22 protein-coding genes are annotated in these 22339 nt (G+C 63.2%); 6 read left to right on the top strand and 16 right to left on the bottom strand.

The window, feature by feature from the left end; all coding sequences use genetic code 11:
- Positions 1-274: 274 nt before the first annotated feature.
- Positions 275-1084 (top strand): glycosyltransferase family 25 protein, encoded by an 810-nt coding sequence (locus CDV46_RS07185; protein ID WP_087722200.1) that lies wholly within the window; start codon positions 275-277, stop codon positions 1082-1084.
- A gap of 129 nt (positions 1085-1213) precedes the next feature.
- Here the strand turns inward: CDV46_RS07185 and CDV46_RS07180 are convergent, their stop codons facing one another.
- The 12 genes from CDV46_RS07180 to CDV46_RS07125 form a co-directional block, all read right to left on the bottom strand.
- The gene (locus tag CDV46_RS07180; RefSeq protein WP_087722199.1) at positions 1214-1813 is read right to left on the bottom strand and encodes a peroxidase-related enzyme; all 600 of its coding nucleotides are present in this window, start codon (positions 1811-1813) and stop codon (positions 1214-1216) included.
- Positions 1810-2346, bottom strand: coding sequence for a CMD domain-containing protein (locus CDV46_RS07175; RefSeq protein WP_087691641.1), 537 nt, complete (start codon positions 2344-2346; stop codon positions 1810-1812). Before CDV46_RS07175 ends, CDV46_RS07180 begins: the two co-directional genes overlap by 4 nt.
- Entirely contained in the window at positions 2343-3668 is a 1326-nt protein-coding gene (locus tag CDV46_RS07170; protein ID WP_087722198.1) for an acyl-CoA thioester hydrolase/BAAT C-terminal domain-containing protein, read from the bottom strand. The genes CDV46_RS07175 and CDV46_RS07170 overlap by 4 nt, the downstream gene beginning before the upstream one ends.
- 26 nt (positions 3669-3694) lie before the next feature.
- Positions 3695-5278, bottom strand: coding sequence for an ABC transporter substrate-binding protein (locus tag CDV46_RS07165; RefSeq protein WP_087722197.1), 1584 nt, complete (start codon positions 5276-5278; stop codon positions 3695-3697).
- 115 nt (positions 5279-5393) lie between these two features.
- Positions 5394-6392, bottom strand: a complete 999-nt coding sequence (locus tag CDV46_RS07160) for an ABC transporter ATP-binding protein (protein ID WP_058380112.1) — start codon at positions 6390-6392, stop codon at positions 5394-5396.
- 77 nt (positions 6393-6469) lie between these two features.
- Positions 6470-7492, bottom strand: coding sequence for an ABC transporter ATP-binding protein (locus CDV46_RS07155; RefSeq protein ID WP_087722196.1), 1023 nt, complete (start codon positions 7490-7492; stop codon positions 6470-6472).
- Positions 7489-8433, bottom strand: a complete 945-nt coding sequence (locus tag CDV46_RS07150) for an ABC transporter permease (protein ID WP_087722195.1) — start codon at positions 8431-8433, stop codon at positions 7489-7491. Before CDV46_RS07150 ends, CDV46_RS07155 begins: the two co-directional genes overlap by 4 nt.
- On the bottom strand, positions 8433-9407 hold the full coding sequence (locus CDV46_RS07145) for an ABC transporter permease (RefSeq protein WP_087722194.1): 975 nt from the start codon (positions 9405-9407) through the stop codon (positions 8433-8435). The genes CDV46_RS07150 and CDV46_RS07145 overlap by 1 nt, the downstream gene beginning before the upstream one ends.
- Positions 9404-10918, bottom strand: a complete 1515-nt coding sequence (locus CDV46_RS07140) for a flavin-containing monooxygenase (RefSeq protein WP_087722193.1) — start codon at positions 10916-10918, stop codon at positions 9404-9406. The genes CDV46_RS07145 and CDV46_RS07140 overlap by 4 nt, the downstream gene beginning before the upstream one ends.
- Positions 10915-11895, bottom strand: a complete 981-nt coding sequence (locus tag CDV46_RS07135) for a LysR family transcriptional regulator (RefSeq protein ID WP_087691658.1) — start codon at positions 11893-11895, stop codon at positions 10915-10917. Before CDV46_RS07135 ends, CDV46_RS07140 begins: the two co-directional genes overlap by 4 nt.
- Before the next feature lie 340 nt (positions 11896-12235).
- A complete protein-coding gene (locus CDV46_RS07130) occupies positions 12236-13861 on the bottom strand; it encodes an exonuclease domain-containing protein (protein WP_087722192.1) in 1626 nt (541 codons plus the stop codon).
- Complete coding sequence (locus CDV46_RS07125; protein ID WP_087722191.1) at positions 13849-14397, bottom strand: DUF2471 family protein; 549 nt, start codon at positions 14395-14397, stop codon at positions 13849-13851. The genes CDV46_RS07130 and CDV46_RS07125 overlap by 13 nt, the downstream gene beginning before the upstream one ends.
- Positions 14398-14546: 149 nt before the next feature.
- On the opposite strand from CDV46_RS07125, the gene CDV46_RS07120 reads away from it, so the two are divergent.
- On the top strand, positions 14547-15254 hold the full coding sequence (locus CDV46_RS07120; RefSeq protein WP_087691632.1) for a glutathione S-transferase C-terminal domain-containing protein: 708 nt from the start codon (positions 14547-14549) through the stop codon (positions 15252-15254).
- A 74-nt stretch (positions 15255-15328) separates the two neighbouring features.
- Here the strand turns inward: CDV46_RS07120 and CDV46_RS07115 are convergent, their stop codons facing one another.
- Positions 15329-16507 (bottom strand): GGDEF domain-containing protein, encoded by a 1179-nt coding sequence (locus CDV46_RS07115; RefSeq protein ID WP_087691631.1) that lies wholly within the window; start codon positions 16505-16507, stop codon positions 15329-15331.
- A 122-nt stretch (positions 16508-16629) separates the two neighbouring features.
- On the opposite strand from CDV46_RS07115, the gene CDV46_RS07110 reads away from it, so the two are divergent.
- On the top strand, positions 16630-17145 hold the full coding sequence (locus CDV46_RS07110; RefSeq protein ID WP_087722190.1) for a DUF4019 domain-containing protein: 516 nt from the start codon (positions 16630-16632) through the stop codon (positions 17143-17145).
- 126 nt (positions 17146-17271) lie between these two features.
- On the opposite strand, the gene CDV46_RS07105 is transcribed toward CDV46_RS07110, so the two are convergent.
- Complete coding sequence (locus CDV46_RS07105) at positions 17272-17910, bottom strand: GntR family transcriptional regulator (protein ID WP_087722189.1); 639 nt, start codon at positions 17908-17910, stop codon at positions 17272-17274.
- 605 nt (positions 17911-18515) lie between these two features.
- Between CDV46_RS07105 and CDV46_RS07100 the strand changes: the two genes are divergently transcribed.
- On the top strand, positions 18516-18824 hold the full coding sequence (locus CDV46_RS07100) for a DUF4148 domain-containing protein (protein ID WP_087691628.1): 309 nt from the start codon (positions 18516-18518) through the stop codon (positions 18822-18824).
- A 193-nt stretch (positions 18825-19017) separates the two neighbouring features.
- On the top strand, positions 19018-20121 hold the full coding sequence (locus CDV46_RS07095; RefSeq protein ID WP_087722204.1) for an alpha/beta fold hydrolase: 1104 nt from the start codon (positions 19018-19020) through the stop codon (positions 20119-20121).
- Positions 20122-20136: 15 nt separating this feature from the next.
- On the opposite strand, the gene CDV46_RS07090 is transcribed toward CDV46_RS07095, so the two are convergent.
- Both CDV46_RS07090 and CDV46_RS07085 read right to left on the bottom strand, forming a co-directional pair.
- Positions 20137-20682, bottom strand: coding sequence for a GNAT family N-acetyltransferase (locus CDV46_RS07090; protein WP_087722188.1), 546 nt, complete (start codon positions 20680-20682; stop codon positions 20137-20139).
- Positions 20679-21269 carry a helix-turn-helix domain-containing protein gene (locus tag CDV46_RS07085; protein ID WP_087722187.1) on the bottom strand — a complete coding sequence of 197 codons (591 nt, stop codon included), beginning with the start codon at positions 21267-21269 and terminating at the stop codon, positions 20679-20681. Before CDV46_RS07085 ends, CDV46_RS07090 begins: the two co-directional genes overlap by 4 nt.
- Before the next feature lie 92 nt (positions 21270-21361).
- Between CDV46_RS07085 and CDV46_RS07080 the strand changes: the two genes are divergently transcribed.
- A complete protein-coding gene (locus CDV46_RS07080; protein WP_087722186.1) occupies positions 21362-21865 on the top strand; it encodes a GNAT family N-acetyltransferase in 504 nt (167 codons plus the stop codon).
- Positions 21866-22339: the final 474 nt, after the last annotated feature.

Genomic DNA, 22339 nt, shown 5'->3' with positions numbered 1-22339 from the left:
CGCGCGGCTTTTCCTGATGAGCAAGATTAGATTTCTGCCAATTTCCGCGCCAAGTTATTTATCACTCGCGCTTAAAATCCGCTGTTCTTCATGTGCAGAACTAACGGTTCACCGTTGCGGGGCGATGGTGATTGGGTTGCTTTAATCCATTACCCAGAAAAGCTGGATTCTCGTTACTCGGTTCGAGTAATCGTTTGAAAGATACGAGAGATGACATATTCGGGGGCTATCGTGACGGTTGTTTTATTGACCGATATGGGCATCGCTGAAGCGTATGTTCACGCGCAGTGCTGCCCGGCACACGATGAATCCACTTTCGAACCCTGGGACAAAGCTCCCACCCGTTGTCGTCATCTCGCTGACCGATAGTCTTACGCGTCGCGCCCACATTACCGAACAACTCAAACGCGCCGGCGTGCCGTTTCGCTTCTTCAACGCCGAACGCGTGAGCGAGTATCCGGCTGTCTATGACGTGCAAACGCGTCTTCGCACTTATGGCAACCACCTGACACTGGGTGAAGTCGGTTGTTACGACAGCCACTATCGTGTGTGGCAGGAGCTCGCCGACTCGAATAACGACATCTGGTGCGTGCTCGAGGATGACGTCCAACTTGCGCCCGGTTTCGCCGCACGCTTGAGCTACACACTCGATGCGACGACGCCCTGGGGGATTGCTCGCCTCAATGAAGGTGGTGACGCAGGCCGCTGGCCTGTGGGACGCCTCCCAGACGGGGCGATTCTGCATGACCATCGCAAGCAGCCCGGGGGAACGCAGGCCTACCTGATTCGCAGGGATGCTGCGCTGACGCTTCTCGCTTATGGCAAGCGCATGGTGCACCCCGTTGACGACATGTTGAATCGAAACTGGGAGCACGGAATCCGCATGATCTCGACGTCGCCCGCCGTCGTCTGTCATTGCGACCAGATTGTCGACACGACCATTACCGGGCGAAAGAAAGCACAACGCTCGCTATCCGAAAAACTGCGCCGTGAGTTTCATATGGGCAGAGATAGCCTGAACCGGCACGTGGATGTCTGGCGCCGGCGCTTCTTGGCATCCCGTCGATGGGGCGAGGGAACGTAGAGAACAAAAGCTTCCGGACAAAGCAAAAACGCGCTGCCTCAGAGAGGACAGCGCGTCGTTGTTACGGCAAGGGACATACGAGTGAATTCAAGTCGATATCGCCGCTTGAATTCACCTTGCAGCGGTGATTTACGCCGCTGCCGTTTCCTCAGGGAACACCGGCTCACCGAGGTTCAGCATCAGGCGATTCGCCCACGCGAAGATGGCGATCGAGTGGATCAGGTCGAGGATTTCTGCATCCGTCAGTCCCACTTCACGCAGCGCCTGCAACTGTGCCGGGCGTACATCACCCGGTGTCTCGGTCAGCTCGATCGAGAACTGCGCAATCGCTTTCTCGCGCGCCGTCGTTCCTGCCGTGCGCGGCTCGTCGAACACTTCCCGGATCACATCGTTTCGCTTCGCCAGTTGCTCGAAACGCTGGGCATGCACCGACGCGCAATACACACAACCATTGATGCGCGAGACCACCGTCGTCGACAACTCGCGCTCGGCGCGTGGCATTCCGCCCGGTGCGTACATGATGGCGTTGAACGCCGCCGAGCGCTGGCGCAGCACTTCCGGCTGATGCACCAGGAAGAGGTAGTAATCCGACGTCTTGGCCTTCGGATGACTTTCCTCCAACACTGCGACCTGCTCCGGCGTGGCCTTGTCGAGTGCCACGACGTCGAGCCACGCGTCCCAGTCGAGTGACTCGTTGGTAAAACCGTGCGAACGGATGATCTCGCTCATGCTGTCGTCTCCCGCGGAGCCAGTTGTTTGAGGGCTTGCAGACCCGCCACCAGACGCGTCTGGTACGACAGGAACGCAATCAGTTGGGCAAGTGCCACCACCGCCGGTGTCGTCAAACCTGCTGCCGGCAGTTGCTGCAATGCGGCCTTGTCGCCCGCGACCGGGTTCTCGATCAAGGTGCGCGTGAAGATCAACATCGCGCGCAGACGGGCATCCGTCACGTCTTCCGGCTTGCCATTCTCGACGGCGGCCAGTTGCGAGGCATCAACGGCATGCTTGCCCAATTCAGCGCGATAGTGCGCAGCGAGCGAAGGCGAGGGCGTGAGTCTGCTGGCATACAGCGCGACGAGCAGGCGCTCGACCAGCGAAATGCCTTCGAGTGCGGGATCGAACAGCCCTTCGTAGCTGCCTTGCGTGGCGACGGCAACTTTGTCGCGCGCATGTCGCAGCGTGTGCGCCGCTGAGCCGGCTTCGAGCCCGGCCACGCGGTCGACGAGATCGTCAGCGATGTCGTATTGAGTGTTGGCGGTCATGATTGTCCTTGTGATTGGGCGCGCTCGGCCACAGCTTTCGCGAGGAACGCCTGCACGGCACTCCACGAACGCTGATCGGCGAGTGCGTTGGCATCCGGCTCACCTCCGCCGGTGCTGATCTTGCCCGAAACCGGATGCGCATAGACGAGCTGCGTCGTCGGCACATACGGAAACACGATGGCGTGTCCGGCACGTGCGAAGTCGAGATGCTCGACCGGATACGGATGGCCATGCCCGGCCAGCCGTTCGGTCACCATCTTCGAGTAGAGGCTCGACGGCCAAGAGCCATCGTCCTCAGCGGACAACAGCATCACCGGCCCACGAATCTTCTCGACCGGAATGCGGGCACGCGCCACGGCTTCCGCATCGTCGAGCGCCGTCAACATCGCTTTGGAATGACGATGCGGCGGCGGTCCTTCATCAAACGGTGCCCACGACGCTGTCCGGTTGTTTTCCCAGATATGCGGCAACGGCTTGCCATCCAGCAGCCACGTCGGGCCTTCGCGGCCGAGTGCCGGGTCGCACGCGTTCTGCGCACTGTGAATCAACGCGCTCGGCACATAACCGATGACGGCCGACACCGCTTCGGGGAACGTCGCGCCGAGCAGCAGCACGAGCTCACCACCACGTGACTGACCCGACAGCGCCACGAAATCATGGGCCGGTTTCACCGTACGGCGAAGCCAGTCCATGCCCTTGGCGAAGTACTCCAGCGGCGTATTGGAGATGTAGTCCGACAACCCCGGCGTTTTGAAATAGCCCAACGCGAAGGCGGCATAACCGTGCGACGCATAGAGCGCCGCGCGCGGTTCGTTAATGCCGCCACCCGAGCCGTTCAGAATCATCACGGCCGGATGCGGGCCGTCGCCCGGCGGCAGGCACAGCGTGCCGACGAGTCCGTCTTCACGCACCTCGCGCCGGGTGACGCCTTCGGCGGCCAGACGCTGGACGAACGAGACGGAAACCGAGGTGGCGTCCCCCCCATCCGCCTGCGCCACAACCGTCGTCACCAGCGGTGCCGACACCGGTTGCGGGAACACGTCACGGCTCTTGCCGTCTTCGGGCACCTGCGACCAGATGAGTCCCATGGCGGACACGCCCTGATAGCTGCCGGCGACGGGCGCATCGCGCGCCACATCGACACAGCCTTCAGCGTCGGCTTCGAAAGTGGCTTCGGCATGCCACACCACGCCGCCCGCCCGCGCGGTATGCGCGGTGAGCGTGACGCGCGCACCGGGCGCCGCGCCGCGCACCACCAGGTGGCGCGGCACGTCGATCAGTGCATCCGCGGGTGTTGCCGTGAGAATGAGCGATGACGTCATAAGGCAATAGATCCCGTGGCGTCCGCTTACTTCGCGGCCTTGGTCACTTGCATCGCGACCGTACGATCGCTCGTGAACGGCGTGACCTTCAGGCCCTTACGCACGGCCCAGATGTTCTGATAGTGATACAGCGGAATCACGCCGACGTCGTCCGACACGACCTTGACCGATTGACGCAGGATCGCTTCGCGCTTGCCTTCGTCGAACTCGGCGGTCGATGCGTCGAGTGCCTTGTCCACGGCCGGGTTGCTGTAATGGCCCCAGTTCGAAGCGCCCAGACCCTTCTTGGCATCCACGGTCGCCAGCACGTTCACGAGCGCGTAGCTCGCTTCGCCCGTGCCGTTACCCCACGCGAGCATCGTCATGGCGTAGTCGTTCTTGTTCGCACGGCCCGAGTACACGGCCCAAGGCACCACTTCCACCTGCGTCTTCACGCCGATGCGCGTCCAGAACTGCGCCACTGCCTGCGCCGTTTCCGGGCCTTGCGGATAGCGGTCGTTCGGCACGTGCATGGTGAGCTTGAAGCCCTGCGGGAAGCCCGCGTCGGCCAGCAGCTTCTTCGCTTGTGCGGCGTCGAACGGAATGTTCTTCACGTCCGGGTTGTAGCCGAACGTGTCTTTCGGCATCCACTGATTGGCTTCGCTGGCCGTGCCCTGCATGATGCGCGACACGATGGCATCGCGATTGATGGCGAGCGACAGCGCACGGCGCACACGCACGTCGAGCAGCGGGTTCTTGGCAAGCGGCTTGCCATTGTTGTCGGTAATGAAATCGTTCGGACCGTCGCGGAACGTCGGTTGCAGCAGCATCACGCGCAGACCCGGATACGGGAACACCGTCACGTTGGGCGACTTCTTCAGACGCGGAATGTCCGAAGCGGACACCTTGTCGATCACGTCCACGTCGCCGGCGAGCAGCGCGGCGGTACGGGCTGCACCGTTATTGATGTAGCGATAGTCGACTTTTTCCCACTCGGACTTGCCACCCCAGTAGTTGTCGTTGCGCACCATTTCCACGCGGTCGCCCGGCGTGTACGACACGAACTTGAACGGCCCCGTGCCGACGACGGCGCGCCCGGCGTTGTAGTCATCGGTGTTCGACTTCTCGCCCACGTGCTTGCTCACGATATGCACCGATGCGAGGTTCAGCGGCAGGTCCGGGTTTGCAATCTTGGTCTTCACGACGAGCGTGAGCGGATCGGGGGCGCTCATCGTCTCGATGGTGCGCAGGTAGCCCGCGAACGTCGCCACGCTGCCCGGCACGTTACGTGCGCGCGTGTACGAATAGATGACGTCGGCGGCCGTGAACGGCTGACCGTCCTGCCACTTCACGTTCGGGCGCAGCTTGAATTCCCACGTCTTGGCGTCGAGCGCCTTCCACGACACGGCGAGGCCCGGTTGCAGCTTGTTCCACTTGTTCTCGACGAGCAGATCCCAGAAATGCAGATCGACCGAGCGATCGCCCGCGTGGTTGTTCAGTTGCGGATCGAGCGACGAAAGCGGATCGGCAAACGCGATGCGCAGGGTCGAGCTTTGGGCGTTTTGAGCGGAGGCCGCGGCGCTCGTCACGAGCAATGCAGCGGCTAACGAGGACAACAAGAAGCGTTTCATTATCGGCAATCCTGGTCGTTGATGAATGAAAGAAGGTCTGACGTGACACTGACCGTGGGCCGGTCACGTCGTCGAATGATTCGAATAAGGCAGCTAATGTAGTGATTCGGCGATATCAAACGTCGTTCAGATGGCACGCACTCACGTGGTTGATCGCTACGCCGCGCAGCGTCGGCACTTCCGTGCGGCAACGCGGCATGGCGTGCGGACAACGCGGGTGAAAGTGACAACCGCCCGGCGGCGCAATCGGGCTCGGAATCTCGCCGCGAATCGCCGAGAACGTCTTGTGACGCACGTCGATACGCGGAATCTCGGCCAGCAGCGCCTGCGTGTACGGATGATTCGGGCGGCGGAAGACTTCTTCGACCGGTGCGCTCTCGACCACCCGGCCGAGATACATGATCACCACGCGATCGGACAAATGCTCGACCACACCGAGGTCATGGCTGATGAACACGTACGTGAGCTTGAGCTGCTCGCGCAGATCCATGAACAGGTTGAGAATCTGCGCCTGAATCGACACGTCGAGTGCCGCCACGGCTTCGTCGCACACGAGCAGATCGGGCTGCACGGCCAACGCACGTGCGATGCCGATGCGCTGACGCTGACCGCCGCTGAACTGGTGCGGATAACGATGACGCAGCGCCGGATCGAGCCCGGCGCGCTGCAACTGCGCGCTCACGTAATCGTCGAAACCCGCGCGATCGGTCAGGCCATGCACCAACGCGCCTTCACCGACAATGCGGTCGACGCGCAGGCGCGGATTCAGACTCGAATACGGGTCCTGAAAGATCATCTGGATCTTCAGGCGGGCATCGCGCTTTTCGTCGTCGCTCAGCGAGTCGGCGGGGCGGCCATGAATCTGTACTTCACCCGACGACGGCTTGAGCAGCCCCGCGAGCATGCGCCCGAGGGTGGACTTGCCACACCCCGACTCGCCCACGAGACCGACGACTTCGCCCGGCTTGACGACCAGATCGACGTTATCGACCGCGCGCACGACGGCCGGTGGATGCGACAGGCCGACGCGTTCGAGCAGACGCCCGGCCGGGCCGACGTGACGCTCGCCAAAGCGCTTGCTGACGCCGCGCAGCGCGACGATAGGCGCAGGCAACGTGGCACTCGGGGCGGTAGCCGCACGGTTGCCGCCAGCGCCGTGATGACCCTGCGGGCTGTTGGGTTGTGCGGTGCTCATACCATCTCCTTTTGCAGCGCGGCGCCCGGGTGGAAGCAACGCACCAGACGGCCCGGCGCGGTCTGCGTCATCTCGGGGCGTACAGTGCAGGCCGCCGTGGCGTAGGCGCAGCGCGCGGCGAATGCGCAACCCGCCGGCATCGTGAGCAGATTCGGCGCCATGCCGGGAATCTGGCGCAGACGCTGACCGCGTTTGTTCAGACTGGGCAGGCTGCCGATCAGCCCGGCCGTGTAAGGGTGTTGCGGCGCGTCGAGCACGGCGTCGACCGCCCCTTGCTCGACGATGCGGCCCGCGTACATCACGGCCACCGTATCGGCCAGACCGGCGACGACCGACAGATCGTGCGTGATCCAGATCAGCGCGGTGCCGTGCTGGCGCGCAAGCTTCTGTACTTCCGAAAGAATCTGAGCCTGTATGGTGACGTCGAGCGCAGTGGTCGGTTCGTCGGCAATGATCAGATCGGGCCGGTGCAACATCGCGATGGCAATGGCCACGCGCTGGCGCATGCCGCCCGAGAGCTGATGCGGATACGCGCGCAGGCGCTCGTCCGGGCTGGGAATGCCCATCATGCCGAGCGTGTCGCGCGCCAGTTCGCGCGCTTGCGACTTCGACACGCGTTGATGCGCACGCACGGCCTCGATCATCTGCACGTCGATGCGAAGCACCGGGTTGAGCGTCATCATCGGGTCCTGAAAGATCATCGCGATGCGATTGCCTTGCAGATGACGCAGCTCGGCCGGCGTCAGACGCGTGAGATCGCGCCCCTGAAACAGCACTTCGCCGCCGACGATACGGCCCGGCTCATCGACGAGGCCCATGATCGAAAAGCCGGTGACCGACTTGCCCGATCCCGACTCGCCCACGAGGCCCATGATGTGGCCGGGCGGCAGCGAGAACGAGACGTCGTCGACGGCCGGCAACGTGCCCGCACGCGTAAAGAATTGCGTACGCAGGTTGCGAACTTCCAGCGTGAGTGGCGTCGCGGCACTAGTAGGAGTAGAAGGCGTCGCACCGCTCATTTCTGCAACCTCGGATTGAACACATCGCGCAGGCGATCGCCCACGAGATTGATGGCGACGACTGCGATGAGCAAGGCGAGGCCGGGATAAACGCTGATCCAGTATTCGCCGGAGAGCATGGTCTGGTAGCCGTTGGCGATGAGCAGGCCGAGCGACGGCTCGGTGATCGGCACGCCAAGACCGAGAAACGACAACGTCGCTTCGAGCGTGATGGCGCGTGCGACTTGCAGCGAGCCCACGACGATGAGCGGCGGGAGGCAGTTCGGCAGAATATGGCCGAGCACGATGCGCCAGTTCGGAATCGCCTGGCAGCGGGCGGCTTCGACATACTCGCGGCGCGATTCGACGAGCGCCTGACCGCGTGCCGTGCGCGCGAAATACGCCCACTCCAGCACCACGAGTGTGAGCACCACGTTGCCGATGCCTTTACCCACGTACGCAAGGATCATCAGTGCCACGAGAATCGACGGGAACGACAGCAGCAGATCGACGAGCCGCATGATGAGCGCGTCGACGCGGCCACCCGAGTAGGCGGCTACCAGACCGAGAATCGTGCCGAGAATACCGGCGATGAGTGCCGAGCCGACACCGACCCCCAAGCTGATGCGCAGGCCGTAAATGATGCCCGAGAGCAGATCGCGTCCCTGACCATCCGTGCCCAGCCAGTAAGTGAACGTCGCGGCACCGTTGGCGGTACCCGGCGGCAGACGTGCGTCCATGACGTCGAGCTGCATCAGGTCATACGGATTCTGCGGCGTGATCCACGGTGCGGCGAGCGCGGCGACGGCCAGCACGATAAAGATGACCAGACCGAACACGGCACTCTTGGAGCGCAGGAATTCGTGCAGGCCTTGCTGCCAAGGCGACTCGCGACGCACCGGTACGGGCTCGACGGCGGGTGAAACAGGCGGTGCGCCATTCGGAGAAAGATTGAGCGACATCAGGCAGCGGCCTCCACGCGCACACGCGGATCGAGCCACTTATAGAGCACGTCCACGATCAGATTTAGCGACACGAACAGGCACACCACAACGATGAGATACGCCACGATCACCGGGCGGTCCAGTGAGTTGATGCTGTCGAGAATAAGCTTGCCGGCGCCCGGCCACGAGAACACGGTCTCGGTCACTACGGCGAAGGCAATCGTCGAACCAAATTCAATGCCGAGCACCGTCACGAGCGGAATCAACGTGTTGCGCAACACGTGCACGACCACGATGCGCAACGGCGAGAGGCCCTTGGCGCGCGCGAACTTCACGTAGTCTTGCGGCAGCACTTCGGCCACACCCGCACGGGTGAGACGCAGGACGAGCGAGATCTTGAACAGTGCCAGATTGAGGGCGGGCAAGATCAGGTGACGCAAGCCGTCGATCGTCAGGAACGACCACTCGACGCCGAACACGCTGACCGTGGCACCACGTCCGCTGGCGGGCAGCACACCCAGATGCACGGAGAAGAACATGATCAGCATCAGGCCGACCCAGAACGTGGGCAGCGAGAAGCCGACGATGCTGCCCGTCATGAGCAGTTTCGAGATCGGGTTGCGCGGATAGAGCCCGGCGAACAGACCCAGCGGAATACCGATGAACACCGCGAGAATCAGCGCGGAGACAGCGAGCTCGAGCGTGGCCGGCAGGCGTTGCAGGATCAACTGAATCGCTGGCACGTTATAGACGAAGCTGTTACCCAGCTCGCCATGCAGCGCACCGCCGAGAAACGACAGGTACTGACGCCACAGCGGCTGGTCGAGTCCAAGCTGCGCGATGATGCGCGCACGGTCGACCTGATCAACGTCCTGACCGATCAGGATGTCGACAGGGTTACCGATGGCATGCAGGCCGACGAACACGATGAGCGTCATCAGCCAGACGACGAACACCGCTTGCAGCACGCGGCGGAGAATCCATGCACTCATGCGATGCGCTCCTCGCGAGCGGCGCCGTCGTCACCATGGCCGTTGTCACCATTCAGTGCGGGCGGCGGCGGGGCGGGCGTCCATTCGTCGCCATAAACTTCAGGCTCGGCGTACGTTTCCATATTGGCGTAGTGATGCTCGACGTCTTCTCGGTAGAACGAACCCGCCAGCCCTTGTGCGAGACGCTTGGCACCCTCGCTCACCGCAGGGATATCGCCGGAGACAGCACCGTGCGTGAGCGTAGCCGGCGCGCAGAAGCAGTGAATGCGATCGAGGCCCGGGCAGGCGCCGGGCGTCTTCTCGAGGAATTCAAACGTCGGTCCGAGGTCGGGCGAATCGGAGAGCTCGACATCTTCGTCACCCGCCGCAGGGGCGTAGCGGTCGCTCCACTTGCGCACGTACTGGGCAAACGGGGCAAACTCCGGACGGCTCGTGATATCGATGCGGAACCCCGTCGCAAAGACGAGAAAGTCGAGCACAAACGTGCCCTTGGCCGTGCGCACATGCAGTTCGTCGCCGACCGGGGTGACGTCGAGAATCGGTGCACCCAGATTGAAGCGGGCATTCGGATGACGCGACACGCGCAGCGTGCTGCCACGCGGGGGCGGCACTTGTTGCACGTTGACGTAGTGGCGAATGCGCCATTTCCATTCATCGGGCAGGTTCAGATGGCCGTGGGTCAACCCGGGGTTGCCTGCCCCCTTGCCCTTGTTGATGCGCGGAATATCGTCGCGGCGGATGAGCAGATCAACGCTCGCTGCACCCGCTTCGAGCGCGGTGGCGGCGCTGTCCATGGCCGATGCGCCGGCGCCGATCACGCCCACGCGTTTGCCGCGCAGCGTGGCGTAGTCCATCTCGTCGGACGAGTGCGCCCAGAAGCGGCGCGGAACGTCGCGTGCAAACGCGGGCACGGTCGCACCGCCCAGACCGTCGCGGCCCGTGGCGAGCACCACGTGTCGCGCGTAGACGGTGCTGTCGCCTTCGGGCGACGTCACGGACAGCGCAACCAGACCGTCTTGCCCGCCACTCAGCGGCGTAATGGCGGTGATGCGATGCTCGTTGCGCACGTCGATCGCGAGCACGTCGCGATACCAGCGCAGGTAGTCCATCCATTGCAGACGCGGAATCTTGTCGAGGGCATCCCACGCGTCGAGGCCGAACTGCGCTTCGAACCATGCGCGGAACGTGAGCGCAGGCAGGCCGAGCGCCGGGCCGGTCAGTTGCTTGGGCGAGCGCAGCGTTTCCATGCGTGCGGTCGTGGCCCACGGGCCTTCGAAGCCACGGGGCGACTGATCGAAGATCACGGCGCCGACACCCAGATGCGTGAGCGAGGTGGCGGCCGCGAGACCGGCCATGCCGCCGCCGATGATGGCGACGTCGAGCACGGGTTGTCCGTCGTGCGTGCGCGCAGGCACCCAGCGTTTGGCGGGCAGTTCGAGCCAGGCGAGGTCCTGACGCAGGCGCGTTTCGAGCGCGGTCAGGCCGATGGCGGATGTCGGGGACTGGGTCATGACGACAGGGCTTCCTTGGGGGCGGGCAGATCGCCGTAGAGCGACTGCAAGACTTGGGCGTGTTCGGTGGCGGCGCGCTGCACGAAGTCGGGCAGCAACGTGCGGGCGGCGTCGGCCAGCGCATCGACGAAGGCGAGCGCAGCCGGTGATGGCGCGCGGGCGTCGCGTGTGATGACGCCGAAGAAGAACGGGATGTCGGCGTCGATGGGACGCACGGCAACGTCGGCCAACGGCAGACCGTAAGCGGTCACGGGTTCGAGCACGGCAATGCCGAGGCCGGCACGCACCGCAGTCATCGCGTTGATCGATGCGTTGGTTTCAATCAATCCGACCGGGGCGACGCCCGCCTGGCTGAACGCCTGATCGAGACGGCGGCGCAGCCGGTAGGGGTTCTGCATCGTGATGATGCGCCGGCCAACGCATTCGGCCAGCGGCAGGCGGTCGTAGGCGGCAAGCGGGTCGTCGCAGCGCACGGCGGCGACGCAAGCCGACTCGCCGATCCAGTGCACGACGATGCCGCGATGTTCGAGCGGCAGGCTGGTCACGCCGATGTCGGCGGCACCCGTGAGTACGGCGTGCACGACTTGCTCGGGCGAGGTGCTGCGCATCTGGATCTGGGCGCTGTCGCGCGCGAGTCCGGGCAACGCGAGGGCGGCGGGGACGAGGCCGGCGGCAAGCGCCGAGGTCGCCGCAATATGCAGCGGCCGGGTCTGACCCCGGGCGATCTCGTCGGCGCGGGCACGAATTTGCTGCAACCCGGCGAGCACGTGCTCGACGTCTTCGAAGAGCAGAAAGCCTTGTTCGGTCGGCGTGACGCGCGGGCCGCTGCGGGTGAACAGGGCGTAGCCGATTTCAGCTTCCAGCTCCTGAATCATCCGGGTGATGGCGGGCTGCGAGCGTCCGAGCAGGCGTCCGGCAGCAGTAATGCTACCGGTCGACATGACCGCCGCGAAGGCTTCGAGTTGGCGTAATTCCATCGTGCTCGGTGGGGTGGGACGGCGTTGGGCGGGGCGCGACGGCACCGCGTGCGGTGCGTGTTGTCCGGTCATCGACGTCGCCGAGGCCGCAAAAACGGCAATTCTTGTTGTATTCGGATTGCGTATTCTTCGGCCATCAGCATGCGTCTTGCAAATACTTAATATTTATATGCTCATGCCGTACGGTGCAAAGGCGGGTTTTGCCTAGGTGACGGCGGTGCGGAAATAAATGGAGGGGCGGTGCGGGGGAGGAAAGGCGGCGTCTTCAGGGCGCGCACAGGCGATGACGCCCGGCCAGTGGGTAGCCGGTGCGTTCCGTGTCGATACGGCGGGAGGGAATTTATTCCGCGTCGAAGGGCAGGCGGCGCTGTGCCGGGTCTTCCGGACGCGGCAACCGGCGACGCAACAACGCCACACCCTTTCGCTTGGGGGCAACGTCTTGAGGCGGTTCGACAGGACTCAGGCGAAATGCCGGCCGTGTGAGGTGAATGATCACTAACGGGGACGACGCGGCCAAACGTCGCCCGAGCAGGCGGTAGATATCCGGATCGAAACCGGTCACCGGCGGCATGCCGTCGATCAGATCATTCAGGGCGTCTTGTGAACTGACGCTCCCAAGGTACTGCCAACGGTCGATCACGTGATATTCGACGTTGGGGCCGTCGGCGTCATCCACGACACCTTCGGCAGTCGCGCCACGCTCTTCAATGGCGATCGGGCCATCGTAGGGCCACGTCTGCAATTGCAGGGTGGCGAGCGCTTCGCGCAGGCGCGCCGTGTGCGGGGCCAGGGGCGCTGCACCGGTACACACGCCGTCGCAGCGTTTGACCTGATAGCCGAAGCAGGGGCGTCCCGCCTCGCTTTTCTCCAGCCCGAGCTGGGCACAGCAAAGCCGATGCTCGTCGGCGAGCGACCGCAGTGCCATTTCTGCCCGGTTGCGCGACGAGAACGTGCCGTAGAGCGTGCCCGCACTGGCAAAGTCCACGGTGCGGGCGTTCACGAGTTGCGGCGTGTCGCTCTGCGCATCCATCTGCCAGCTATAGAGACTGGCCGAGCGACGCAGCATCCGGTTATGAATCGGCTGCAACTGTTTGACGAGTTGCGATTCCAGCAGCAACGCCCCGAGTTCGCCCGCCGTGCGCCGCGCTTCCACGCGGCGAATTTCCTGCGAGATCCGCAAGTCTTTGGCGACCTGATGGTCGCTTGAGAAGTGAGAACGCACGCGCGCGCGAATGTCGACGCTCTTGCCGACATAGAGCAACGTATCGCCTTCGCCATAGAACAGATAGACGCCGGGGGCGTCCGGCAGGGCGTCGATGGCTTCGTCCGGCAACTGTGGTGGCTGGCTGGCGCGTTTGGTCACACGCTGTACCGCTTGGTCGATTAACGCCGGTTGATAGAGCGTGTGCAGCTTTTGCCAGAACTGCCAGAGCAGATCGGCATCGGCGAGCGCGCGGTGACGACCCAGCGGCTCGAGGCCGAAGCGTGCGATCAGCGCGTCGAGCCCGTGGCGCGCGGCGGCCGGAAACAACAGCCGCGACAGCCGCACGGTACACAGCACGTCGGCCTGAAACGGGATACCGGCGCGACGGAATTCATTCTTGAGAAAGCCGTAATCGAAGCGCGCGTTGTGGGCGACGAACAACTTGCCATGCAGCCGTTCGGCCAGCCCTTGCGCCAGCGTGTCGAACGACGGCTGACCCCGCACCATCTCGTTGGTGATGCCGGTCAGTTGCTGGATGAAAGGGGGAATCGATTCAGCGGGGTCGAGCAACGTACTCCATTGCTCGATGCCGTTCGGTCCGACCTCGACCACGCCGATTTCGGTGATCCGGTCGGACAACGCATTGCCGCCAGTGGTCTCAAGATCGACGAACACCATCGGCGCAGACAGCGACCGGGCGAGCTCGTCCGGATCGACTGGGTCGACCGGATCGACCGGATCGACTGGATTCAGGCCGAGCATGCCGGGCCACCGGCGTGGGGCGATGACGAACGTGGGGCGGACTTGATACCTTTCGCCGCAGCAAAATTCGCGGTGTCTTCATGGCTATCGTCGCCAGCGAATGCGGCCACGATGGCGCGGAACACGGCCGGTGTCGGCGCGTCGGGCCAATGCAGGTCGACGTTGGCGTCGAGTGCCGGCAACTCGCCCGCGCGACGCAGGGCTTCATCGCCCGGCAAGCGCAACACGTGCGCAAGCACCCACGCCTCGTGACGCGCATGCAGTCCGATGTCCGCCTCGGCTTCGTCGGCGATGGCCACGAGCGTTCGCCAGTCGAGCGCCATGACGGTCGTGGTGACATTGGCGGCAGTGGTGGCCGCGGTGTCAGCGGTGGCAGCGGTGGCAGCGGCAGCGTCATTGCCCTCGGCACGCGCGGACAGCTCACCCGCGAGCGTGCGGTGATGCTGCGCATAACGCGCGGCAATCTCGCGCACGACGCCCGCAAGATCCCGCTCGGCGGCGCTTAGCGCCAGTTGATCCCAGTCGATTGTTTCCATGAGAAGGTTCCTCGATTGGGTGACATGATACTGTATAAAACCACAGTGCGCGAGTGACGTGGACGCGACATTGTTCGCCGGGGCGCACACTCATGTAATACTCTGCGCCATCCGTATTCATCCCCTTTTTGCGCAGGAGTTTGGCCACGATGTTGACCCTGTACACCTTTGGTCCGGCGTTCGGACTGCCCGATGCCAGCCCGTTCGTCATCAAAGCGCAGATGCTGCTCAAGCTGGCCGGGCTGCCTTATCAGACGGACCGCGGCGGCTTTCGGCGCGCCCCCAAAGGCAAGCTGCCGTTTGTCGACGACGACGGGCAGATCGTGCCGGACTCGACGTTGATTCGCCTGCACATCGAACGAAAGTACGGGTTCGACTTCGACGCCAGCCTGACACCCGAACAGCGTGGCGCGGCGTGGATGTTCGAGAAGGCGCTGGAGGATCACTTCTATTGGTATGTGGTGCAGGCGCGCTGGTGCGACGACGAGAATTTCGCCAAGGGTCCGGCGTCGTACTTCAAGTCGATTCCATGGCCGGTGCGCCCGGTGGCGGAATCGTTCATCCGCCGCAAGATCCGCACCACGCTGCAAGGTCAGGGCACGCAGCGCTACTCACCCGCGGAGCAACAGCAGTTGCTCGCCCGTGGCGCTCAGGCGGCCGCCCAATTGCTCGGCGACAAACCGTATTTCTTTGGAAATTCGCCTTGCGGCGCGGATGCCACGGCATTTGCGTTCATCGCGAGCGCGATGGCGCCGCAGTTCAAGCATCTGTTGCGTGACGAGATCGACAATCACCCGAATCTCACGGAATACGTCGCGCGCATGCGTCGCGAGTTCTTCCCGGATATCGCCAACTGACGCCGGTTGCGGCCGACCCGCATCAAGCCACGTCAGCACGTCGACATTCGACCCGGTCTTAACCGCTTAACGCCTCAACCCGCTTCTGACGCCGTCTCGTCGCTCGACAGTACGTCGGAGAGCACGAGATTGCGCCCGGAGATCTTCGCGGCATACAGGGCGCGGTCGGCCCGCATGCACAGCGCTTCCAGACTCTCATGCTCGTGCCACGTCGCGACACCGCCGCTCAGCGTGTAGTGACAAACGCCGAACGGCCCCGCCACGAGATGCCGGCTCACCTGCGCGCGCAGGCGCTCGGCAATGCGAATGGCGCCTGCTGTATCGGTGCCGGGTAACAGCACGGCAAACTCCTCGCCGCCCAGCCGCCCGAAGATATCGCCTTCGCGCAAACCGTCGCGCACCAGTTTGACGAACTCGCGCAGCACGGTGTCGCCGCCCGCGTGGCCGTAGGTGTCGTTGATCTGCTTGAAGTGATCGAGGTCGATGACCACGATCGACAACGGCCAGCCGTGCGACAGCGCCCGCGCCATCTCCTGCCGGGCGAGCAGATCGAAATGCTTGCGCGAGAGCGCGCCCGTCAGATAGTCGCGATTGGCGGCTTCCTCGGCGGTAGCCAGCATGGCGTCGTGAATCATCATGACGGAACCCATCGTCATCGCCGGCATGACGACCGCGCCGATGGTGAGCATGACGGCGTTGAACGTCGACGCCCCCATCAACTCGGGGCCGGGCGCGGGTGCCCAGCCGAACACGGCACCCCGCACGATGTGTCCGATGGCAAATGCCGTGGCGAGTCCCGCCGTGAGCCAATAGTTATAGGGATGCCGCCGTGGCGGGATGTGCCGCATGATAAGCACGGCCGTGGCGAGCAGGACCACCGCGTGATACGCCGAGACAATGACGACCCGCAACTGTGTGTTCTCGCTGCCGTAGAACCAGAACAACATGGACCCGGCCAACACGCCGAGCGACGCGCCGAGCACCGGCCAGTGCGGTGACTGGCCGAGATAGCGGGCACAACCGGCGTAATAGAGCAGCAGGCCGCCGCCAAGCATGACGTTGGCAACGGGAATCGAAAGGAAGTCGGGGACGTGGCCGCGCAGGGCGAACAGTGGCAACGAGATGAGCACCGCCACGTTGGCCCAGCACCACTCGCGCACTCCCGCGACGCGCGAGCGTACCAGCGAGCCGATGATCAGCAACATCATGAAGCTGAGCAGGGCAGTGATCGCGAGCAGAGACGTCGTCAACATGGGGAAGGCCGGCGGGGGGAGGCGGGCATGTGTAGTGCATTGTAATGTACGACGCTGTGCGCGTTACACACCAGTAGAATGGCCGGGTTAAGGTTTACCGTCTATCTCCAGGAGCTTTTGTCATGTCGATGTCCCGCCTTCGCCGTTTCCTGACACTCACGCTTGCCGTGGCCGCCGGTCTTAGCGCAGCCGCGGTGCAGGCGCAGGAGCCGATGACACGGCGCTCGGCCCAGCCGCCGCTGTTTGCGACGCCGGCCAGCGGCGTGAGTGCTCCGGCAAGCGACATCAACCGCGATGTGAAACCGGCACTCGAAGCCGCAAATCTCTGGCTCGGACTGGTGGATATCAACCGCGCAGAACAAAGCTGGGAACAGGCGGCAGCCGTGTTTCAACGCTCGTTGCCGGCCGACGCGTGGGCGCAGAGCCTGAGTGCTGCGCGCACGCCGCTGGGCAAAGTGAAATCACGCAAGGTGGCGGACGCGGTGTTCACGCGCGCCATTCCAGGGCAGCCCGACGGTGAGTATGTGGTGATTCAGTACGACACGGCGTTCGAGAACAAGGCCGACGCGCATGAAATGGTCACGATGTTTTACGGCGTCGACAGCCGCTGGCGCGTGGCGGGTTATCTGGTGCGCTAACCGGCCGGACGATTCGAGGTAGCCCACGCCTTGACGCGGCCCGGCGGCAGCCTTCTGGGCGCGTCTATGCAGCTTGTATGGGGAATGTAGGCAGATGGCGCGCTTGAGACCCGCCGCTCGTGCGGTTCAGCGCGGCAGGGCGGGCTCGACGATGCCCATCGTCGTCTCAACGTGATGACGCGCAATCTGTGCGGCGCGCACTTCATCGTGCGCACGCAGCGCGTCGACCAATTCGCGATGCTGGGCGTTGGTTGCGCTCAGTTGCTCGTCCGAGAACATGACGGGAATGCGCAGCGCCCAGTAATAGAACTGAATACGCTCGTGAAACTGCGTCAGCACGACGTTATCGGCGGCTTTGACGATCAATTCGTGGAATTCGCTGTTCAGGCGGTTCAGTGCCAGACGCGGCAGATGAGTGCTCGGCTCCATTTGCTCGATGAGCGCGGCAAGCTCATCACAGGCTTCGGGCGTGATTTTGCGGGCGGCCAGCCGCGCCGTTTCCGCTTCGATCGCGGCACGGCTTTCGAAGATCGCATTCACCTGAAGGTGATCGACCCCCTGAACTTCCCAACCGCGATTGCGGGCGATAAAGCCTTCGCCTTGCAGGATCAGCAGCGCTTCGCGCACCGGCGTGCGGCCAACGCCGAGCAACTGGATCAGATCGTCTTCGATAAGGCGCTGCCCCGGCTTGAGCTCCGAGGCGAGAATCATGCCGCGGATTTTCGTCCGCACTTCACCAGTAATCAGGTTGCTGGGCGCTTTCATCTGATGCTTATCTTCCCTTGAGCGGCGAGGTATCCAGTGAGGCGCTAGGCCCCCATTGCCGCTGCGGATTTTACAGAGTTTCTTTCTGACCCTTCAAAACCGTTCCCAAGGCGTCAAAGTTGTGGCAGCCATGCGGACCGCGGATGAATGCAGTCCGGTTTTGCACAATTCTTTCGGTTTCCGAAGCGAGGGCTCGCTTATACGCGCGTTTGAAGCGAGTGAAAAATACCATAAGCCCCGGCGTAGCGGGGTTCGCGCTCACTAACTTGTTGCGTGAGTGCCCACATCGCGAGCGTTGCGGGTGCCGAAACATGCGTCGCCCAATGCGGCTGCGGCGTTGATGAATATGTGAAACATCGGGCGGGTAGCACCTGCCGGTATAACCCTTCAAACCTGAGGGTTATGCCGAATGGCGGGCTTGGCTTCTGACTTGTTGGACGTGTAGGGGCGAAGCGCATCAATGCGACCCCGTTTAATCCAATTATTTCTAAATATGAAATAAATGATTGTAATTGATGGTATTTATCATCAATTAACACACGAATAGACTGTCATTGTCGACGATGAATCAAGCATCGCCCCTTTCAATAGACAGGAGAAACACCATGAAGCGCACTCTTATTACCTCTGCCCTGATTTCCGCCATGTTGGCTGTGTCGGCCGGTTCGGCCTTCGCCAGCGATGCTTTTGACGGCCCGTCGGAATTCTCGTGGGTTCCGCAAACCAGCGTGCTCACGCGTGCTCAGGTTCGCGAAGAACTGATCCAGGCGCAGAAGGACGGTCTGGTCGTGCAACACGACACCGTCTACCCGAAGGCTGTGCCCAGCGCACAACCGGCCGCCGCTGCGGCACCGGTCACGCCGGGTTCGGTCGGTGGCCTGCAACGCGCCGGTACGACCTACTTCGGTAACTAAGCCGTCACTCAGCCCCCCGGGTCGCCCTGTCATTGAGTGATGGGGGCTGATGCCTCAAAGGCACGTCCATAAGTCTCTGTTGGCAGGAGGCGGTGGCGTGCCTTTTTGCGTGGTGCTCGCCGCGCGCGAGCCCGTGGCACAATCGCCGGCATCCGCTTTGTGCCACTTCGCGTGCCATCGCACGCTTGCTCCCATGACCTCAATGCCTCAAACGCGCCTGCGCCGTGTCTCCCGATACTGTGCGGCGGCATTGCGCGCGTGCGCTTTCGCCGGCGTGACGTCGCTCGTTCCTTTGATCGCCCTTTCGGGCGTCGCGCCGTCGGCCGCCCATGCCGCCGATAGCGCCGACAGCAACGCGGGTCCGGCGTATGGGCCCGAGCTTCAAGGCTTCGACTATCCGTATCCGGTGAACCGTTTCGACTTCACCTCGCAGCGCACGCCGCTGCACATGGTGTATCTCGACGTAAAACCGGCGCAGCCCAACGGTCGTACCGTCGTGCTGCTGCATGGCAAGAATTTCTGCGCGGCGACGTGGCGCGAGACCATCGACGTGTTGAGCGGTGCCGGCTATCGCGTGATTGCCCCCGACCAGATCGGCTTCTGCAAATCGAGCAAGCCCGCGCAATATCAGTACAGCTTCCAGCAACTGGCGAACAACACGCATGCGCTGCTCGCGTCGCTGGGAATCACCCGCGCGACGATCGTCGGCCACTCGACGGGCGGCATGCTCGCCGCGCGCTATGCGCTGATGTATCCCGAAGAGACGCAGCAGTTGGTGCTCGTCAATCCGATCGGTCTGGAAGACTGGAAGGCACTCGGTGTGCCGTCGAAAACGGTGGACGAGTGGTATGAGCGCGATCTTCGTACGAGCGCACCCAGTATTCGCCGCTATGAACAGGCGACGTACTACGCCGGGCAGTGGAACGAGCGTTATGAGCCGTGGGTGCAGATGCTAGCGGGGATGTATCGCGGACCGGGCAAGCGCATCGTCGCGTGGAACTCGGCGCTGCTCTACGACATGATCTACACGCAGCCGGTGGTGTATGAATTCGGCCAGATTCGCGTGCCGACATGGCTGCTCATCGGCGACAAGGACACGACCGCGATCGGCAAAGATTTTTCGCCGCCGGAAGTGCAGGCGCGCATCGGGCATTACCCGGCGCTCGCAAAGGCGACGCATGCGGCGATTCCCGGCTCGACGCTGGTGGAGTTTCCCGAACTGGGCCATGCCCCGCAGATGCAAGACCCGGTGGCGTTCCACAAGGCGTTACTGGAGGGACTGGCGGCCGTGCGCTGAGTGATGCTTCAGAGATCAGAGGTGCTTGTAATAGAACGTCGTGGCGCAGAATTCGCCGTCGGGCATGAGCGCGAACTTCGGCACGTCGCCTGCGCGTTGCCAGCCGCTGCGTTGATATAACCGCTCGGCGTCGCCACCGGTGACGGTGTCCAGCACGAGGACATGGCGGCGCTCGGCGCGCGCCACATCATCGATGGCTGCCATCAGTGCCTGCGCTACGCCTTGCCGACGCGCGTCGCGATGCACCAGCATCTTCGCTACGTCGGCGCGGTGCGGCTGGTTTTCGGGAAGATCGAGAATCAGTTGCACGGTGCCGACGATCTTGCCTTGATTCCCTGCTTCGCCATCACGGGTGCGCGCAACCAGCAGCACACGCTCGCCACGGGCCACGCTCTCGGCGACCTTGCGCCAGAACGTTGTTGCACGTTCGCGCGTGAGCGGCAGCATGAAACTGACCGATGCGCCGCCTTCCACGCAGTCGATCAGCACATCGGCGAGCGCGTCGACTTCGGCCAGCGCTTGCGCGCCGTCGAGCCGTTGCAAGGTAATGGATGACGTCATGTTGCCCTCCGGGCAGCGACGAACGGTAGCGTAACGAGCCCGACGAGGTAGTGCGCCGTCGCCGAGGTCGGGTTGTGATAGCCGATCGGTCGATCGAGCCGCATCGCGAGACAATCGCCGGCATCGAGCCGCCACGTGGTGTTGCCCAGCGTAATCTCGATGGTGCCGCCGATGACCCAGACCTGTTGCCAGACTTCGTTGTCGCGCGCGCCCGTGTCGTACGCCACGCGCTCGCCGGCCGGGAAGTGCACTTCCACGAATTGCAGCGGCGAGGCTTCGGCGGGCGAGAGGTTGCGGCGCACGTAACCGGAGTCGGGGTCGGTCCACACGGGTTGATCGGCGCGTCGCGCGACCGGCGAGGGCTGCGCATCGTCGCCGGCGCTCTCGTCGAACAGCGAGGCAAGTGTGACGTCGAGTGCCGTCGCCAGCTTGTCGAGCACATTGGCGGTCGGGCTCGTCTGGGCGCGCTCGATGAGCGAAATGCTCGAACGGCTCACGCCGCTGCGCTCGGCCAGCGTGTCGAGAGAGTAGCCGCGCTCACTTCGCAAATCGCGAACCCGGCGGGCGATGCGTTCGTTGATATCCATGCTGTCCAGTTTACTGGAAATTAATTTCTAGTAAACTAGACATCGAAATTAGACATCATTGTCATCGCTACACCTTGCGTGGAAACCTCATCATGAAGCCAGCCGTCACCGTTCGCGACGCCACCGACTCGGACCTCGCCGTCATTCGCGATATCTACAACGATGCCGTGGAACACACCACGGCCATCTGGAACGAGATCGTCGTCGATCTCGACAATCGTCGCGAGTGGCTGACCGCACGTTTGGCGAAGGGTTTCCCTGTCATCGTTGCGCAACGTGGCGACGACGTGCTCGGCTATGCCTCGTATGGCGACTGGCGCGCATTCGACGGCTATCGTCACACCGTCGAACATTCGATCTACATCCACCAGAATGCGCGCGGCGGCGGCGTTGGCGAGGCGCTCATGCGTGCCCTGATCGAGCGCGCGCGTGCCGCAAACATCCACGTGATGATCGCGAGCATCGAAGCGCAAAATGCGCCGTCGATTCGCTTGCACGAGAAGCTCGGTTTTCGCACGGTCGGTGTTTTCAGCGAAGTGGGCACGAAGTTCGGCCGCTGGCTCGATCTCACGTGCATGGAATTGCGCATCGTCTGAGCGCGGCGCGCGCAGTTGCCGGCACTCGTCGGAAGGCACCTGAGAAAAACGATAAAAATCAGCGCACTGCACAAAATAATTTGCCGTGCCCGCCGATATCGGGATGGCGCCGTATTCCAGTGGATATAGCGCCATTTCCGATCAAGCATAAGCAACATCATCCGCGCCGAATATCGCCCGCTCTTGCCCGCCGCACGGTGCGCAATGCGCGCAAAGCCGCGCCAGTTCTCACGCAGCGCGTCATCCGTCACCTTGTCATTCACATAGGCGGCGTGTAGCCTTCAGGTGTCCGGTGTCACTCATGAAGCGTGGTCCTATAAGACTTCACGACGACATCACGGCAGATGAATGTCGCGCACTGCGCACAAGCATCGTGGGTCATGACTTTGCCCCAGGCGTCGTGATCGTAATCGTGCTGTTTTGCGTGCCGTTTTCCGTTTCGTGTTGGTGATACGTCCCCCCAAACAAGAAGGC

The sequence above is a fragment of the Pandoraea sp. PE-S2T-3 genome, from assembly GCF_002179965.1.
In the GTDB taxonomy this organism is placed as follows: domain Bacteria; phylum Pseudomonadota; class Gammaproteobacteria; order Burkholderiales; family Burkholderiaceae; genus Pandoraea.
The sequence above is the reverse complement of the archived record's forward strand: the minus strand, read 5'-3'. Positions and strand labels throughout refer to the sequence as shown.